At 72.5% G+C, this 14,084-nt stretch carries 15 protein-coding genes; 9 read left to right on the top strand and 6 right to left on the bottom strand.

Going from position 1 to position 14,084, the window contains the following annotated elements:
- Positions 1 to 146: 146 nt before the first annotated feature.
- Entirely contained in the window at positions 147 to 584 is a 438-nt protein-coding gene (locus ACWDX6_RS23795) for a DUF4442 domain-containing protein (protein ID WP_451486906.1), read from the bottom strand.
- 120 nt (positions 585 to 704) lie between these two features.
- On the opposite strand from ACWDX6_RS23795, the gene ACWDX6_RS23790 reads away from it, so the two are divergent.
- A complete protein-coding gene (locus ACWDX6_RS23790; protein WP_451486902.1) occupies positions 705 to 1,829 on the top strand; it encodes a hypothetical protein in 1,125 nt (374 codons plus the stop codon).
- A 72-nt stretch (positions 1,830 to 1,901) separates the two neighbouring features.
- Positions 1,902 to 3,263, top strand: a complete 1,362-nt coding sequence (locus ACWDX6_RS23785; RefSeq protein ID WP_451486901.1) for an MFS transporter — start codon at positions 1,902 to 1,904, stop codon at positions 3,261 to 3,263.
- A 63-nt stretch (positions 3,264 to 3,326) separates the two neighbouring features.
- Here ACWDX6_RS23785 and ACWDX6_RS23780 read toward each other — a convergent pair whose 3' ends face one another.
- Both ACWDX6_RS23780 and tuf read right to left on the bottom strand, forming a co-directional pair.
- Positions 3,327 to 4,172 (bottom strand): spermidine synthase, encoded by an 846-nt coding sequence (locus tag ACWDX6_RS23780; RefSeq protein ID WP_451486900.1) that lies wholly within the window; start codon positions 4,170 to 4,172, stop codon positions 3,327 to 3,329.
- Between the two features lie 144 nt (positions 4,173 to 4,316).
- Complete coding sequence (gene tuf / locus ACWDX6_RS23775; RefSeq protein WP_451486899.1) at positions 4,317 to 5,501, bottom strand: elongation factor Tu; 1,185 nt, start codon at positions 5,499 to 5,501, stop codon at positions 4,317 to 4,319.
- Between the two features lie 420 nt (positions 5,502 to 5,921).
- Here tuf and ACWDX6_RS23770 point away from each other — a divergent pair, with 420 nt between their 5' ends.
- The 5 genes from ACWDX6_RS23770 (at position 5,922) to lnt (ending at position 10,439) form a co-directional block, all read left to right on the top strand.
- Complete coding sequence (locus ACWDX6_RS23770; RefSeq protein ID WP_451486898.1) at positions 5,922 to 6,692, top strand: TVP38/TMEM64 family protein; 771 nt, start codon at positions 5,922 to 5,924, stop codon at positions 6,690 to 6,692.
- 227 nt (positions 6,693 to 6,919) lie between these two features.
- Entirely contained in the window at positions 6,920 to 7,792 is an 873-nt protein-coding gene (locus ACWDX6_RS23765) for an undecaprenyl-diphosphate phosphatase (protein WP_451486897.1), read from the top strand.
- Positions 7,793 to 7,961: 169 nt separating this feature from the next.
- Positions 7,962 to 8,177, top strand: coding sequence for a hypothetical protein (locus ACWDX6_RS23760; RefSeq protein WP_451486896.1), 216 nt, complete (start codon positions 7,962 to 7,964; stop codon positions 8,175 to 8,177).
- A 106-nt stretch (positions 8,178 to 8,283) separates the two neighbouring features.
- Complete coding sequence (locus tag ACWDX6_RS23755; RefSeq protein WP_451486895.1) at positions 8,284 to 8,721, top strand: nuclear transport factor 2 family protein; 438 nt, start codon at positions 8,284 to 8,286, stop codon at positions 8,719 to 8,721.
- A gap of 56 nt (positions 8,722 to 8,777) precedes the next feature.
- Positions 8,778 to 10,439 (top strand): apolipoprotein N-acyltransferase, encoded by a 1,662-nt coding sequence (gene lnt, locus ACWDX6_RS23750; protein WP_451486894.1) that lies wholly within the window; start codon positions 8,778 to 8,780, stop codon positions 10,437 to 10,439.
- Here lnt and ACWDX6_RS23745 read toward each other — a convergent pair.
- Positions 10,363 to 11,268 carry a Gfo/Idh/MocA family protein gene (locus ACWDX6_RS23745; protein WP_451486893.1) on the bottom strand — a complete coding sequence of 302 codons (906 nt, stop codon included), beginning with the start codon at positions 11,266 to 11,268 and terminating at the stop codon, positions 10,363 to 10,365. The genes lnt and ACWDX6_RS23745 overlap by 77 nt on opposite strands.
- A gap of 393 nt (positions 11,269 to 11,661) precedes the next feature.
- Between ACWDX6_RS23745 and ACWDX6_RS23740 the strand changes: the two genes are divergently transcribed.
- The gene (locus ACWDX6_RS23740; protein ID WP_451486905.1) at positions 11,662 to 12,123 is read left to right on the top strand and encodes a DinB family protein; all 462 of its coding nucleotides are present in this window, start codon (positions 11,662 to 11,664) and stop codon (positions 12,121 to 12,123) included.
- 151 nt (positions 12,124 to 12,274) lie between these two features.
- Positions 12,275 to 12,724 (top strand): hypothetical protein, encoded by a 450-nt coding sequence (locus tag ACWDX6_RS23735; protein ID WP_451486892.1) that lies wholly within the window; start codon positions 12,275 to 12,277, stop codon positions 12,722 to 12,724.
- Positions 12,725 to 12,763: 39 nt separating this feature from the next.
- Here ACWDX6_RS23735 and ACWDX6_RS23730 read toward each other — a convergent pair whose 3' ends face one another.
- Together ACWDX6_RS23730 and ung are read right to left on the bottom strand one after the other, a co-directional pair.
- Complete coding sequence (locus ACWDX6_RS23730; protein ID WP_451486891.1) at positions 12,764 to 13,237, bottom strand: hypothetical protein; 474 nt, start codon at positions 13,235 to 13,237, stop codon at positions 12,764 to 12,766.
- Positions 13,238 to 13,342: 105 nt separating this feature from the next.
- Positions 13,343 to 14,026, bottom strand: a complete 684-nt coding sequence (gene ung, locus ACWDX6_RS23725; protein WP_403295403.1) for a uracil-DNA glycosylase — start codon at positions 14,024 to 14,026, stop codon at positions 13,343 to 13,345.
- Between the last annotated feature and the right edge of the window lie 58 nt (positions 14,027 to 14,084).

Here is a 14,084-nt window from a genome sequence, read left to right as displayed (position 1 = left end):
CTCCCGCTGCCCGGCCTGCGCCTGGCCCTACGCTGGAGACACCTACCACCTGATCCGCGCCGGGGCAGCCTACCTGCTCAGGGGGTACGGACCTCGACAGCGGCGGCGGGCCGGCCCGCCGGAGCGGTGGGCCCGGGAGCGAGCGGTCAGGAGTTCGGGCGCAGGGTCCAGACGACGGTCATCTCGCCCGTCACGGCCCCGTCCTCACGGGTGATCGCGATGTGGACGGGGAACTCGGGGCGTTCGCCGGCGTCGAGTCCGGCGACGACCTCGGCGGCGGGGCGGCCCAAGGTGGCCGTGGCGGTGACGACGCCCATGGCGAGCTTCTTGTAGCCGATCTCCGCCTTGACGGCGAGCGGCACGGCGCGGTTCAGCTGATCGCCGAAGGCGGCGAGGACGATCGCTCCGCTGGCGGACTCGGCCAGCGTGAACATGGCTCCGGCGTGCGGTCCGCCGACGTGGTTGTGGTAGTCGGCCTGGTCCGGCATGCGGACGACGGCACGCTCGGAACTGGTCTCCAGGAACTCCAGGTTGAGGGTCCTGGCCATGGGAACCGTGGCGGCGAGCATCTCGCCGACGGACATCTGGTCTGCGCTCATGCGCCGAGGTTACCCGCGAGTAGCAGAGATGGCCATCCCCGTCGCGCCCCGTCGGGCGGGGGCGGGCGTAGCCGGGGTCCCGCCGCACCTCTATGGTTACTGGCCATGTGGCCAGGACAGCAGCCGCCCGGGGGCGAGCAGAACCCGCAGGACCAGAACCAGAACCCGTACCAGCAGCCGAACCCGTACCAGCAGCCGCCGACGCAGCCGCAGGGACAACCTCCGCTGCCGCCGGCGCAGCCGATGGGACAGCCTGGATATCCGCAGCAGCCGCCTCAGGGGCAGCCTCCGCTGCCGCCCACGCAGCCGCAGGGCTATCCCCAGCAGCCGGCCCCGCCCGGCTACCCGCAGCCGAACCCGTATCAGCAGCCGACCGTGCCCCAGTACGGGATCCCCGGCCCCGTCCAGCCCGGTGACGGCTCCGGCGGCGGCAGGAACAAGCAGACGACGCTCATCGCGATCATCGCCGCGACCGCCGTGGTCGTCGCCGCGGGCGTCACCGGCTTCCTCGTCCTGGACAAGGACGACGACAAGAACACCACCGCCGCCGACCCCAAGCAGTCCACGTCGGCCGCCCCGTCCACCCCGCCGTCCGCGCCGCCGCTCGACAACCCGCGCGACGACGCCGCGCAGCAGCCGACGATCCCGGGCTGGAAGGTCGTGCACAACCCGAAGTACGGGACGCTGTTCGACGTACCGCCCGAGTGGGAGCTGCTGAAGCCCGGCTCGATCACGTTCTTCGAGGACGAGAAGAAGAACGACGGCACCCCCGTCGTCACGATGTCCGCGCCCGCCCGCTACAAGAGCAAGTGGTGCGCCTTCGACTCCGACAAGAACGGCACCGAGGAGACCTGGGGCCTCAGCAGCGTGGGCACCAAGGGCGGCCAGGGCGCCAAGAACACCGAGGAAGCGGCGTTCAACGAGGCCGGCAACTGGGTGTGGGCCGGCTATGCCCAGCACATGCCCAAGGGCACCATCAAGATCACCAAGGCCGTGCCGTACACCACGAAGTCGGGCCTCGTGGGGAGTGTCTCGACGGCGACCGCCCCGGGCATCAAGAAGCGGAACAAGTGCGAGTCGGACGGAAAGTCCATCGCGTTCTCCTTCAAGAACTCCCAGGGCGACTTCTCCTCCTGGGTGCTGTACGCGGCGGACGGCGTGAAGGAGGAGCTGCCGGACGCCATGATCCAGCAGATCCTCTCCACCGTGCGCCTGGCACCGTCCTCCTGACCGGGCAAGCCCCCCGGGCGGCTTCCGGATATCGGTTTGGCAGGAGGCGGCGGCACCAGGGATAGTCCCGGAGTGAGAACTCCCGCCGCCTCCGCCCGTACGCCGCTGCGCTCCCGCCGCCCCGAGTGGGCGGGCCGCAACTACGTCCTGCTGACCGCCGCCGCGATCATCACCAACCTCGGTACGCACGGGGCTCTGATCGCGGCGGCGTTCGCCGTTCTCCAGTCCGGCGGGGACGGCGGCGACGTGGGCCTGGTGGCGGCGGCCCGCACCCTCCCGCTCGTTCTCTTCCTGCTCATCGGCGGCGCGGTGGCCGACCGCATACCCCGGCACCGCGTCATGGTCGCCGCCAACGCCCTCAACTGCGTCTCCCAGGGCGCGTTCGCCCTCCTCGTCCTGGCGGGCGAGCCGCAGCTGTGGCAGATGATGGTCCTGACCGCGCTGTGCGGCACGGGCCAGGCCTTTTTCAGCCCGGCCGCCGAGGGCATGCTGCTGTCCAGCGTGAGCGGCGAGCAGGCCAGCCGGGCCTTCGCCCTCTTCCGGATGGCCATGCACGGCGCGGGGATCGGCGGTGCCGCCCTGGGCGGCGCGATGATCGCCGCCGTCGGCCCCGGCTGGGTCCTCGCCATCGACGCCGCCGCCTTCGCCCTCGCGGGCGCGCTGCGCGCGTTCCTCGACGTCAGTCATATCGCCGAACGCGCGGCGGGTGGCGGCCTCCTCTCCGATCTGCGGGAGGGCTGGCAGGAGTTCATCGGCCGCCCGTGGCTGTGGTCGATCGTGGCCCAGTTCTCCATCGTGGTGGCGCTGGTCGGCGCGGCGGAGTCGGTGTACGGACCGCTGGTCGCCCGGGACCATCTGGGCGGGGCGCGGCCCTGGGGACTCGCCCTGGCCGCGTTCGGTGTCGGCACGCTCGCGGGGGCGTTCCTGATGATGCGCTGGAAGCCGCGGCGGATGCTGCTGGTCGGCACGTTGGGCGTCTTCCCGATCGCACTGCCGTCGGCGGCGCTCGCGGTGCCGCTGGACGTGGTGGGCCTGTCGGCGGCCATGTTCGTCAGCGGTGTGGCCATCGAGGTGTTCGGCGTGGCCTGGATGACGACGCTGCACCAGGAGATCCCGGAGGACAAGCTGTCGCGGGTCTCCGCCTACGACTGGTTCGGCTCGACGGCCATGCTGCCGCTGTCCACGGCGCTCGCGGGCCCGGCGGAGAGCCTGTTCGGCCGCCGGGAGGCGTTGTGGGGCTCGGCGGTGCTGATCGTGATCGTGACGGCGCTGGTGCTGCTGGTGCCGGACGTACGGAATCTGACGCGTCGTACGAAGCGGGTCGCCGGCCCCGTCGACGGCGCCGCCCTTTTGAACACAGCCGTTCCGGACACCGCCCTCGTGGCACGCCCAGCCACGGTCACCGACGGCCCGCCGGACCGCTCCGGCACCTGACGGGCGTCGGCCGGGTGGCCGGACCCCGGTCCGCCTCGCGAGGCGCGCCGCTGCCGAGAGGTCTCAGCCGATGCTGAACGCGCCGTCCGGCGGTACGGGCGAGGGCACCGCGTCCTCGTCGTGCACCGGCCGGGCGTCGCCGGTGAAGCGGGCGAGCGAGGCGCCGTACTCCACCCGGGCCGGAAACGCGTCCGCGGCCGCGCGGCGGGCCAGGCGGGCGATGTCGATCTCCGCGTCGGAGGCGACGAGGACGGCGTTGCCGAAGCGGCGGCCGCGCAGCACGGCCGGTTCGGCGATCAAGGCCAGTTCTGCGAAGAAGGCGGCGAAGGTGGCCAGTTGGGAGCGGAGGAAGGCGAAGGGCGCGCCGTCGGCCAGGTTGGCGAGGTAGATCCCTCCCGGCCTCAGCACCCGCCGGGCCGCGCGCGCGTACTCGGCCGAGGTCAGATGCGCGGGTACCCGGGAGCCGCCGAAGACGTCGGCGACCAGCACGTCGGCCGAGGCTGCCGGGGCCTCCTCCAGCCAGGCACGGGCGTCCGCCCCGTGCACCGTGACCCCTGAGCCGGCCGGCAGTGGAAGGTGCTCGGTGACCAGGTCGAGCAGTCCCCGGTCCGCCTCGACCACGTCCTGGCGGGAGCCGGGACGGGTCGCGGCGACGTAGCGGGGCAGGGTGAGCGCCCCGCCGCCGAGGTGCAGCACGTCGAGGGGCGCCCCTTCGTCGGCGGCGCCGTCGAGCACATGGGCGAGCCGGCGCGCGTACTCGAACTCGAGATGCGTCGGCTCGTCCAGGTCGACGTACGACTGGGGGGCGCCCTCGACGGTGAGCAGCCAGGCCCGCTCCCGGTCGACATCGGGCATGAGCCGGGCGGTGCCCTGGTCGACGTCCCGGACGACGGGTATCTGCTCGTTCACGCTCTCATTGTGCCCACAAGGCGCCGACCGCTTCCGCGTGGGCGGCGAGCCGGGGCCCGCCCGGCACGGCCGGTGAGGCCCGTGTCCCGTGCATGCGGGACACGGGCCTCCGGATACGGGCCTCCGGTCTTCGGCGGTGCCCGTTCAGCCGACGGACGTGACCGTGCCGGCGCCGACCGTGCGGCCGCCCTCGCGGATCGCGAAACCGAGACCCGGCTCCAGCGGTACGTCACGGCCGAGTTCGACGGTCATGGTGACCGTGTCGCCGGGACGCGCCACCGCGCTCTCGCCGAGGTCGACGTCGCCCACGACGTCCGCCGTCCGGATGTAGAACTGCGGCCGGTAGCCGGTGGAGACCGGGGTCGTACGACCGCCCTCCTTGCCCGACAGGACGTACACCTCGGCGGTGAACCGACGGCTCGGCTCGACACTGCCCGGCGCCGCCACCACATGACCGCGGCGGACGGCGTCCCGTGGGACTCCACGCAGCAGCAGCGCCACGTTGTCCCCCGCCTCGGCCGACTCCATCGGCTTGCCGAAGGTCTCGACGCCGGTGACGACCGTCTCGCCCGCCTTCGATGTCGCCGTCGCGCCGAGGATCTCCACGCGGTCGCCGACGCGTACCGTGCCCCGCTCGATCGCGCCCGTGACGACGGTGCCGCGGCCGGTGATCGTGAGGACGTTCTCGACGGACATCAGGAACGGCGCCCCGACGTACCGCACCGGCATGGGCACATAGGTGTCCACCGCGTCGAGCAGCGCCTCGATCGCGCCGGTCCAGCGCGGGTCGCCCTCCAGGGCGCGCAGGCCGGAGACGCGTACGACGGGGACGGAGTCACCGCCGTAGCCGTGCGCGGTCAGCAGCTCCCGCACCTCCAGCTCGACCAGGTCGGTCAGCTCCTCGTCCCCGGCGTCGGCCTTGTTCAGAGCGACGACGATGTGGTCGACACCGACCTGACGGGCCAGCAGGACGTGCTCGGCGGTCTGCGGCATGACCCCGTCGAGCGCGGAGACGACGAGGATCGCCCCGTCGAGCTGGGCCGCGCCCGTGACCATGTTCTTGACGTAGTCGGCGTGGCCGGGCATGTCGACATGGGCGTAGTGCCGGGTGTCGGTCTCGTACTCGACGTGCGCGATGTTGATGGTGATGCCCCGCTGGGCCTCCTCGGGCGCGCGGTCGATGCGGTCGAACGGCACGAAGGTGCCCGTCCCGCGCTCGCTGAGGACCTTGGTGATGGCGGCGGTCAGGGTGGTCTTGCCGTGGTCGACATGGCCCATGGTGCCGATGTTCAGGTGCGGCTTGGTGCGCACGTATGCCGTCTTGGGCATGGTTCGCTCGTTCCTTGAGCTCGAAGCGTGAGGGGACCCCGGGGCCGGACCGACCCTCCCCCTACGGGGTCCGCCGGACGATCCGGGGAGGGTCAGCTTCGGGCGCCGTCAAGGGTCGCGAAGGCAGCCGCGACAGGAGCCGCGCTGGAGTCGGCGGCAGCCTTCGGCGCGGCCGCGTCTGCGGGCCGTGCTGCGAGGAAGGCGTACCGGAACATGTCCACGATCATGTCGTGGCGGACCGCCCGCGTCGAACGGTTTTCGCTCCGGCCCTCAGCAAGGGGGCGGGTTCTCGAGCGCCTCGCGCGCGGAGAGGGGCGAGAGGCGGTGCCGGTTCTCCTCGACGAAAGGCGCGCACCCCGTCGGGGTCGGTCTTGACCCTCGTTACGGCGATCACATGTGCTTGTCGGTTAGTCTCCCCGGATGCTCGACCCCGTCACCCGGCCGCCGGGCCCTCTCGCTCTCCGCTGCTCCCGGGCTCTGCTCTCGCCCTGGTCGCGGCTCACCCTGCTCGCCGTGCTGCTGCTGAGCGCGGCGACGACGGTGGTGCTGTACGAGCCGCAGCGCCTGCTCGCCACGGGCTGGCCGCCGCAGGTGAGCGGCGCGGGGGCGGTGGTGCTGTTCGGTCTCGCGTACGGGCTGTGCACGGCGGCGTTCGTACCCCGGCCGATCCTGAACCTGGCGGCGGGCGCGCTCTTCGGCACGCAGGCGGGGCTGTTGGCGGCGGTGGCGGGGACGGTCCTGGGGGCGGGGATCTCGTTCACGCTCGGGCGGCTGCTGGGGCAGGACGCGCTGCGGCCGTTGCTGCGGGGCCGCTGGCTGAAGGTGGTGGACGGGCAGTTGAGCCGGCACGGGTTCCGCTCGATGCTGGCGATCCGGCTCTTCCCCGGGGTGCCGTTCGCCGCCGCCAACTACTGCGCGGCGGTCTCCCGTATGGGTTACGCGCCGTTCCTCCTCGCCACGGGACTCGGGTCGATCCCGAACACGGCGGCGTACGTGATGGCGGGCAGCCAGGCCGGCTCCCCGACCTCGCCCGCCTTCCTGATCCCGATGGGGTTCATCGTCGTCTCCGGCCTGGTCGCGGCGGTCGTCGCCTGGCGCAAGCGCCACGGCCTGCGCACGACGGGCGAAGCCGCCTCCGGCCCCGCGCCGGAGCGCGCTCTGGCGGGGGCGGGCGCGGCGGAACACCGGTGATCGCCTCGGAGCCCACGGAAGGCGCCCACCGCGCGGACCTCCGCGGGCAGTGCCCCGCACAGCGCCCCGGGACCTGAGATCGGCCCCGTCACCTGAGGGCGGTACGCTGCGCAGCGACCGGCGGTGGATCTCCGATCCGACCGCCGCGGGCTCGTGGCGTCACCCGTGTGGCGGTCTCGGCCCGATCTCTCTGACCGCACGAGCACATTCGGGACGGCCCTAGCCCCATGAGTTGGTTCGAATCATTCATCCTCGGACTCGTCCAGGGGCTGACGGAGTTCCTTCCCATCTCCTCCAGCGCGCACCTCCGCCTCACCGCGGCGTTCGCGGGCTGGCACGACCCGGGCGCGGCCTTCACCGCGATCACGCAGATCGGCACGGAGACCGCCGTCCTGATCTACTTCCGCAAGGACATCGCGCGGATCGTCTCGGCCTGGTTCCGCTCGCTGCGCGACAAGTCGATGCGCAGCGACCACGACGCCCAGATGGGCTGGCTCGTCATCGTCGGCTCCATCCCCATCGGTGTCCTGGGCGTCACCTTCAAGGACCAGATCGAGGGCCCGTTCCGTGATCTGCGGCTGATCGCGACGACCCTCATCGTGATGGGCATCGTCCTCGGCGTGGCGGACCGGCTGGCGGCCCGCGACGAGATCGGCGGGCGCCACCGCGCGATCCGCGAGCGCAAGACGCTCCAGGACCTCGGCGTGCGGGACGGCCTGATCTTCGGCCTCTGCCAGGCGATGGCGCTGATCCCGGGTGTCTCCCGCTCCGGTGCGACGATCTCCGGCGGTCTGCTCATGGGCTACACCCGCGAGGCGGCGGCCCGGTACTCGTTCCTGCTCGCCATCCCCGCCGTGCTGGCCTCCGGTGTCTTCGAGCTGAAGGACGCGGGCGAGGGGCACGTCTCCTGGGGCCCGACGATCTTCGCGACGGTCATCGCGTTCTTCGTCGGATACGCCGTCATCGCATGGTTCATGAAGTTCATCACGACCAAGAGCTTCATGCCGTTCGTGATCTACCGGATCCTGCTCGGCATCCTGCTCTTCGTCCTCGTGGGCACGGACGTGCTCAGCCCGCACGCGGGCGAGTCGGCGGGCTGACACCGGCTTCGACCGCGCCGCGCGTTCAGCCCTTTCCGCCCCTCCGCCCTTCCGCCCGTACGTGGAGCCGTCTGCGCGAGGCCGTTCGACGCGTTCCTTCCACACCCCGTGCGTACGGGACGCACTCCGCCACCAGGCGATCTTCGGGAGCCCGTCGCACCCTGGAACCATGGCCTGGCAACCGCCCATCGTCGTGCACCGCCCCTCCCCCGGCGGCGGCCGGCGCGTCACCGTGCGCGGGCAGATCCTGGGGCTCGCGCACAACGACACCGACCTCGTCGAGTTCCTGCGCCGCGCGGGGCTCGAGGACGCCGACATGATCCTGGACGACCCCCAGCTGGTGGAGTGGCGCGGCGGCCGCCCGCACCGCTGGGAAGCCGCCTGAGGCCCGAGGGGCCTCACGAGGCTCGGCTCGCGCTCCAGCGAGATGGACCAGGGGCGTCGGCGCACGGCCTCTGGTCCCGCGGCGCTTCCTGCCCGAGACTGAGCCGATGACGCAGCGCGTGGATCTCGCGACCGTGATGGACCGGCTGGCCATCGACGACCTCGTCACCGGGTACGCGGTGGCCGTGGACGACTCCGACTGGGCGGGCTACCGGGCGCTGTTCACCCGCGACGGCCGCGCCGACTACCGCGGGTCAGGCGGCGTCGAGGGCCCCGCCGCCGAGGTCGCCGACTGGCTCGCCGAGACGATGCGACTCTTTCCCGTACGTCAGCACCTCATCGTGAACCGGCGCGTCCGCATCCAGGACCTCGGCGGGTACCCGGGCGACAGCGCGGACGTGCGCGCCGACTATGTGAACCCGATGCGGTGCGAGTCCGGGGAGGACTTCGTGTGCGGCGGACGGTACGCCTTCGACCTGTTGCGCACGGACGCGGGGTGGCGACTCCGTTCGGTGGTCGTACGCGAGAAATGGCGCCGATCGTAGCGCCGCACGCGCACACTGGAGGCAACACCCGAAGGCGCGGGACCTGGAGGCGTGGGATGCGGATTCCGTTCGGCCGGCGCCGCCCCGGAGGCTCCGGGGCAGCGGATCTCCAGGCGTCGGGGGCCGCCTCCGGTGCCGCGCCACGCCGCCCGCGAGCTTCGCGCCGTTCCGCCGCACGCGCCGCGCTCGCCGTCGTCTTCGGGGCCGTGCCCGCGCTCGCCTTCCCCGCGCCGTCCCTCTGGTGGCTCGCCTACGTCGCACTCGTCCCGTGGCTGCTGCTGCTCCGTACGGCTCCGACCGCGCGCCGGGCCGCCCTGGAGGGCTGGCTGGGCGGCGTCGGCTTCGTGCTCGCCGTGCACCACTGGCTGATGCCGAGCCTGCACGTCTTCATTCTCGTACTGGCCGCTCTGCTCGGGCTGTTGTGGGTGCCCTGGGGGTGGCTGGCGCGGGCGATGCTCGGGGACGGGCCCCCGGGTCCGCGCGCCGCCGCGCTCCTCGTCCTGCCCTCCGGCTGGCTGCTGATCGAACTGGTCCGGTCCTGGGAGGGGTTGGGCGGCCCCTGGGGGTTGCTCGGCGCCAGCCAGTGGCAGGTGGCACCCGCTCTGCGGCTCGCCTCCGTCGGCGGTGTCTGGCTGGTGACCCTGCTGGTGGTGGCGGTCAACACAGCGGTGGTTCTCCTGGTGTCGGCCGCGTCCACACGTCTCACCGCCCTCGTCGGGCTCGTGGTGTGTGCCCTCACCGTGGGTGTGGTGTGGTGGGGGGTCGGCCCCCCGCAGGAGCAGGGCACGGTACGGGTCGCCGTCGTCCAGCCTGGCGTGTTCGACGGCTCCGGTGGCGCCGAGCGGCGATTCGCCCGCGGCGAGGAGCTCACGCGGGGGCTCGCGGGCCAGGATCTCGACCTGGTCGTCTGGGGCGAGAGCAGCGTCGGCGCCGATCTGACCGCCCGTCCCGACCTCGCCGCCCGGCTGACCGCGCTCTCCCGGGCGGTGGACGCACCGCTCCTGGTCAATGTGGACGCCCGCCGCTCGGACCGACCGGGCATCTTCAAGAGCGGTGTCCTGATCGACGAGAGCGGTCCGACCGGAGACCGGTACGACAAGATGCGGCTCGTGCCGTTCGGTGAGTACATCCCGGCCCGGACGGTGCTCGGGTGGGTGACGTCGGTCGGCAAGGCGGCGGCCGAGGACCGCCGGCGGGGACTCGCCCCGGTGGTGATGACCCTGCCGGCCGACGACGGCCGTCCGGCTCTGCGGATCGGCCCCCTCGTCTGCTTCGAGTCGGCGTTCCCCGACATGAGCCGTCGGCTGACCCGCGAAGGATCCGATCTGCTGATCGCCCAGTCGGCGACGTCGACCTTCCAGGACAGCTGGGCACCGGCCCAGCACGCGTCGCTGGCGGCACTGCGCGCGGCGGAGACCGGCCGTCCGGTGGTGCACGCGACACTGACCGGCGTCAGCGCGGTCTACGCCCCCGACGGCCGGCGCGTCGGCGTGCCCCTGTCGACCGACCGGAGCGCGGCCGTCGTCCACGAACTGCCGCTGTCCGGGACCACCACCGGATACGTGCGCCACGGCGACTGGCCGCTCTGGGGCGCGCTCGCCGTCCTCGCCGTGCTCTGCGCCGCCGAGGGCATGGGCTCGCTCAGGAGGCCTGCGTCAGGGACTCGCGTACCACGCGCTCGCACAGCGCGTGGGTCAGCAGCGCGTCCCGTGCGCTGAGCCGCCTGCCCGCCCGTACGGCGTCGAGGAAGGCGATCACGGCCTGTTCGATGCCGCGCTGGCGGGCGACGGGGACCCAGTCCCCGCGGCGGCGGATCGTCGGCTGCCCCTTGTGGTCCACGACGTCGGAGATGTTGAGGACCTGGCGCTTGGTGTCCTGCCCGGAGACCTCGAGGATCTCCTCGGTGGAACCGTTCATCCGGTTCATGATGCCGAGGGCGGTGAAGCCGTCGCCGGAGAGCTGGAGCACGACGTGGTGCATGAGCCCGTCGCGGACGCGAGCCCGTACGTCCGTGTGCTCGACCTCTCCGGGCAGCAGGAAGCGCAGGGTGTCGACGACGTGGATGAAGTCGTCGAGGACGAGGGTGCGCGGGTCCTCGGGCAGCCCGATCCGGTTCTTCTGCAGGAGGATCAGGTCCCGCGGGTGCTCCAGGCACTGCGTGTACGCCGGTGCCAGGCGGCGGTTGAAGCCGACGGCCAGGCTGACCCCGTGCTTCTCGGCCAGTTCCACGATCGCTTCGGAGTCGGCGTACTCGTAGGCCAGCGGCTTGTCGACGTAGGTCGCCACGCCGGCTTCGAGGAGCCGCGTGGCGATCTCGGCGTGGACGGCGGTCGGGGCGTGGACGAAGGCGGCGTCGAGGCCCGCGGCGAGCAGCGAGTCGAGGTCCCCGTGGCGGCGGGCGGTCGGCACGTGATGGGCGTCGGCGACCCGCGCCAGGGTGGCGGACGTACGCGTCTGGAGATGGAGCTCGACCCCGGGAAGGGTGGCGAGGACGGGGAGATAGGCCTTCTGCGCGATGTCGCCGAGTCCGATGCAGCCGACCTTCACGGGGGTCTCCTAGCGCTGGTTGGGCGCGGTCCGACAGGCCCGGTGTTCGGATCGACCATGGTCGTCGTGCCGCTGGCGGTGAGGGGTGTGCCGTTCGCGCGGGTCAGCATACGGGGGGCCGGTCCGGGCGGCCCGGGGGCCTCCGGTCGGCGGTGGTGGCGAACCGCCCCGGACGGGAGCGGGGCCGAAGCGGGAGACGGCGGGAGTCGCTCCGCGGCACGCTCGCCGGGTGAAGCGGTCCCCAAGTCCCTGGCACCGCGCGCGATCGTGGGCGACGATGCCCGCATGACCACTGTGGACCGTACCGGAAGCACCGAAGGCGCCGAGAGCGACGGCAGCGCCGAGACCACCGTCGGACGCACCACGCCGTCGACCACCGCCGGCGAGCGCGAGATGCTGGAGGGCTGGCTGGAGTACCACCGTGCGACGCTCGCCGTGAAGTGCGAGGGACTCGACGACAGCCGGCTGCGCACGGCCTCGGCGCCGCCGTCGGACCTCAGCCTCCTCGGCCTCGTCCGCCACATGGCCGAGGTGGAGCGCGGCTGGTTCCGCCGGACCCTGGCCGGGGAGGAGACCACCCGGATCTACAGCACGAAGGAGGACCCGGACGGTGACATCCACGTCACCGAGGCCGACACCTGGCAGCAGGCGCACACCACCTGGCAGGAGGAGATCGAGCGGGCCCGCGCGATCGCGGCGGCGCACGGCCTCGACGATCTGAGCGCCCGGAAGTCCCGTCGCGGCGAGCAGTTCAACCTGCGCTGGATCTACACCCACATGATCGAGGAGTACGCCCGCCACAACGGCCACGCCGATCTGCTGCGCGAGCGGATCGACGGAGCGACCGGCGACTGAGCCCGCCGGGGCGATCGGCGACCGACCACGGCCGGCCGGGGTTCGACCGGCCGGGAAGGTCCGCCCCGGGTCGCGACGCGCGTCACCCGTGCGGGGCATTCCTCGCGAGTAGGGGCGCGAAGATCACCGCCCGGCCAGCAGAGTTGCGCGGGTGCATGGAACGAGAACCACAGCGAAGGTCCTGGTCGGGATGGCGGTCGCCGCCCTCTCCGGCTGCGTCTCGGTGGAGTCGCCGCCACCGGCTCCCGAACAGCCGCGGGAGATCAGCCGCCCCACCCAGGACGTGGCGCCGCAGATCGTCCAGGGGCCGGCCCGTGAGGCGCTCGAAGCCGCGCTCCCCGACCCTGGACCGCCGGCGCCGCGCGCCGGTTCCGGGGAGCGGAAGCAGAGCGCGGGGTCCGGCGCGCTCAAGGGCGGCGAACCGCCCGCGTCCGTACCGAAGCAGAAGAGGGACAAGCCGGCCGCGAAGCCGCCCGAGCCGCCCGCGTGGCCGGAGCCGCCCCACTCGCGCGGTGACCTCTGCGACCTGGGCGAGCGGTACGGCGGTTGGCGACCCGGCAGCCGGGAGGCGAAGATCTGCCGGGGTACGCACGGTCACTGACCCCCGCGATGCGCTACGCCGCCGAGGAGGACGCCGCCCTCATCCGGAGGCGAGCCGTGTCTCCAGGCGTGCGATCGCCGCGCGCACCCCGTTGCCGTAACCGTCGTCGTCGAGGACGGCCGATGCCGCGCGGGCCCGGTCCAGATGGACCCGCGCCGCGTCGGGCCGCCGCAGCTTCACATAGTCGGCGGCGAGATTGAGGTGCAGCGAGGGGTACAGGGCCCGCAGCGCGGCCGCCGCGTCATGCCGCGCCGGCCGTTCCTCCCCCAGTCCCTCGGCCACGAGCAGGGCGCGCAGATCCCAGGCCAGCTCGGCGTCGGGGTCGTCCTGCGCGTCGGCCATGCAGTGCGCGAGGGTGCAGCGGTGCACCGGGTCGCCGTCCAGGCCGATCTGCTCCCACAGCTGTCCGAAGCGGTTGCGCGCCTCCTCGCGGTCCCCGGCGTGGAGGAGCATCATCGTCTGCCCGATCCTGGTCAGGACGCCGTCGTCCGACACCTGCTGCTGCTCCGTCACTGCGGCCTCCGCGCGCTCTGGGTCCCGAGAAACCGACGCTAGCCGCAGCCGCCACGGATCGGGCACAGGCTCGGGCGGGGCTCCGAGCCTGTCAGCCGGGCGGGCTCAGCCGAGGTCCGGGATCCGCCAGTCGATCGGCTCGTGGCCCTGGGCCGCGATCGCCGCGTCGATCTGGGTGAAGGGGCGGGAACCGAAGAACTTCTTCGCCGACAGCGGGGAGGGGTGCGCGCCCTTCACCACCACGTGGCGCTCCTCGTCGATCAGCGGAAGCTTCTTCTGCGCGTAGTTCCCCCACAGGACGAAGACCGCCGGGTCTTTCCGCGAGGCCACCGCGCTGATCACCGCGTCCGTGAACTTCTCCCAGCCCTGGCCCTTGTGCGAGTTGGCCTCGCCGGCCCGGACGGTGAGCACCGCGTTGAGCAGCAGGACACCCTGCTCGGCCCACGGCATCAGATAGCCGTTGTCGGGCACGGGGTGACCCAGCTCCTCCTTCATCTCCTTGTAGATGTTGCGCAGGGAGGGCGGGGTCTTCACGCCCGGCCGTACGGAGAAGCAGAGGCCGTGCCCCTGTCCTTCGCCGTGGTACGGGTCCTGTCCGAGGATCAGGACCTTGACCTTGTCGTACGGCGTCGCCGCCAGGGCGGCGAAGACCTCCTCGCGCGGCGGGTAGACCGGCCCCTTGGCCCGCTCGTCCTCGACGAACTCGGTGAGCTGCTTGAAGTACGGCTTCTGCAGCTCCTCACCGAGGACGTCGCGCCAGGACTCGGGCAGCATGTCGGTGTCGGTCACGTTCAACAACCTCCGGTAGGCCAGTATCTCTATGATCACAGAACCTACCGGGGGCCAC

This window comes from Streptomyces sp. NPDC003027 (assembly GCF_053591435.1).
The sequence above is the reverse complement of the archived record's forward strand: the minus strand, read 5'-3'. Positions and strand labels throughout refer to the sequence as shown.

Coding starts and splice junctions, on each gene's coding strand:
- ACWDX6_RS23760 (WP_451486896.1), top strand. CDS start 7,962: ATGGCCTGGCAACCGCCCATCGTCGTGCACCGCCCCTCCCCCGGCGGC.
- ACWDX6_RS23765 (WP_451486897.1), top strand. CDS start 6,920: ATGAGTTGGTTCGAATCATTCATCCTCGGACTCGTCCAGGGGCTGACG.
- tuf (WP_451486899.1), bottom strand. CDS start 5,501: ATGCCCAAGACGGCATACGTGCGCACCAAGCCGCACCTGAACATCGGC.
- ACWDX6_RS23790 (WP_451486902.1), top strand. CDS start 705: ATGTGGCCAGGACAGCAGCCGCCCGGGGGCGAGCAGAACCCGCAGGAC.
- lnt (WP_451486894.1), top strand. CDS start 8,778: ATGCGGATTCCGTTCGGCCGGCGCCGCCCCGGAGGCTCCGGGGCAGCG.
- ACWDX6_RS23770 (WP_451486898.1), top strand. CDS start 5,922: ATGCTCGACCCCGTCACCCGGCCGCCGGGCCCTCTCGCTCTCCGCTGC.
- ACWDX6_RS23755 (WP_451486895.1), top strand. CDS start 8,284: ATGACGCAGCGCGTGGATCTCGCGACCGTGATGGACCGGCTGGCCATC.
- ACWDX6_RS23795 (WP_451486906.1), bottom strand. CDS start 584: ATGTCCGTCGGCGAGATGCTCGCCGCCACGGTTCCCATGGCCAGGACC.
- ACWDX6_RS23740 (WP_451486905.1), top strand. CDS start 11,662: ATGCTGGAGGGCTGGCTGGAGTACCACCGTGCGACGCTCGCCGTGAAG.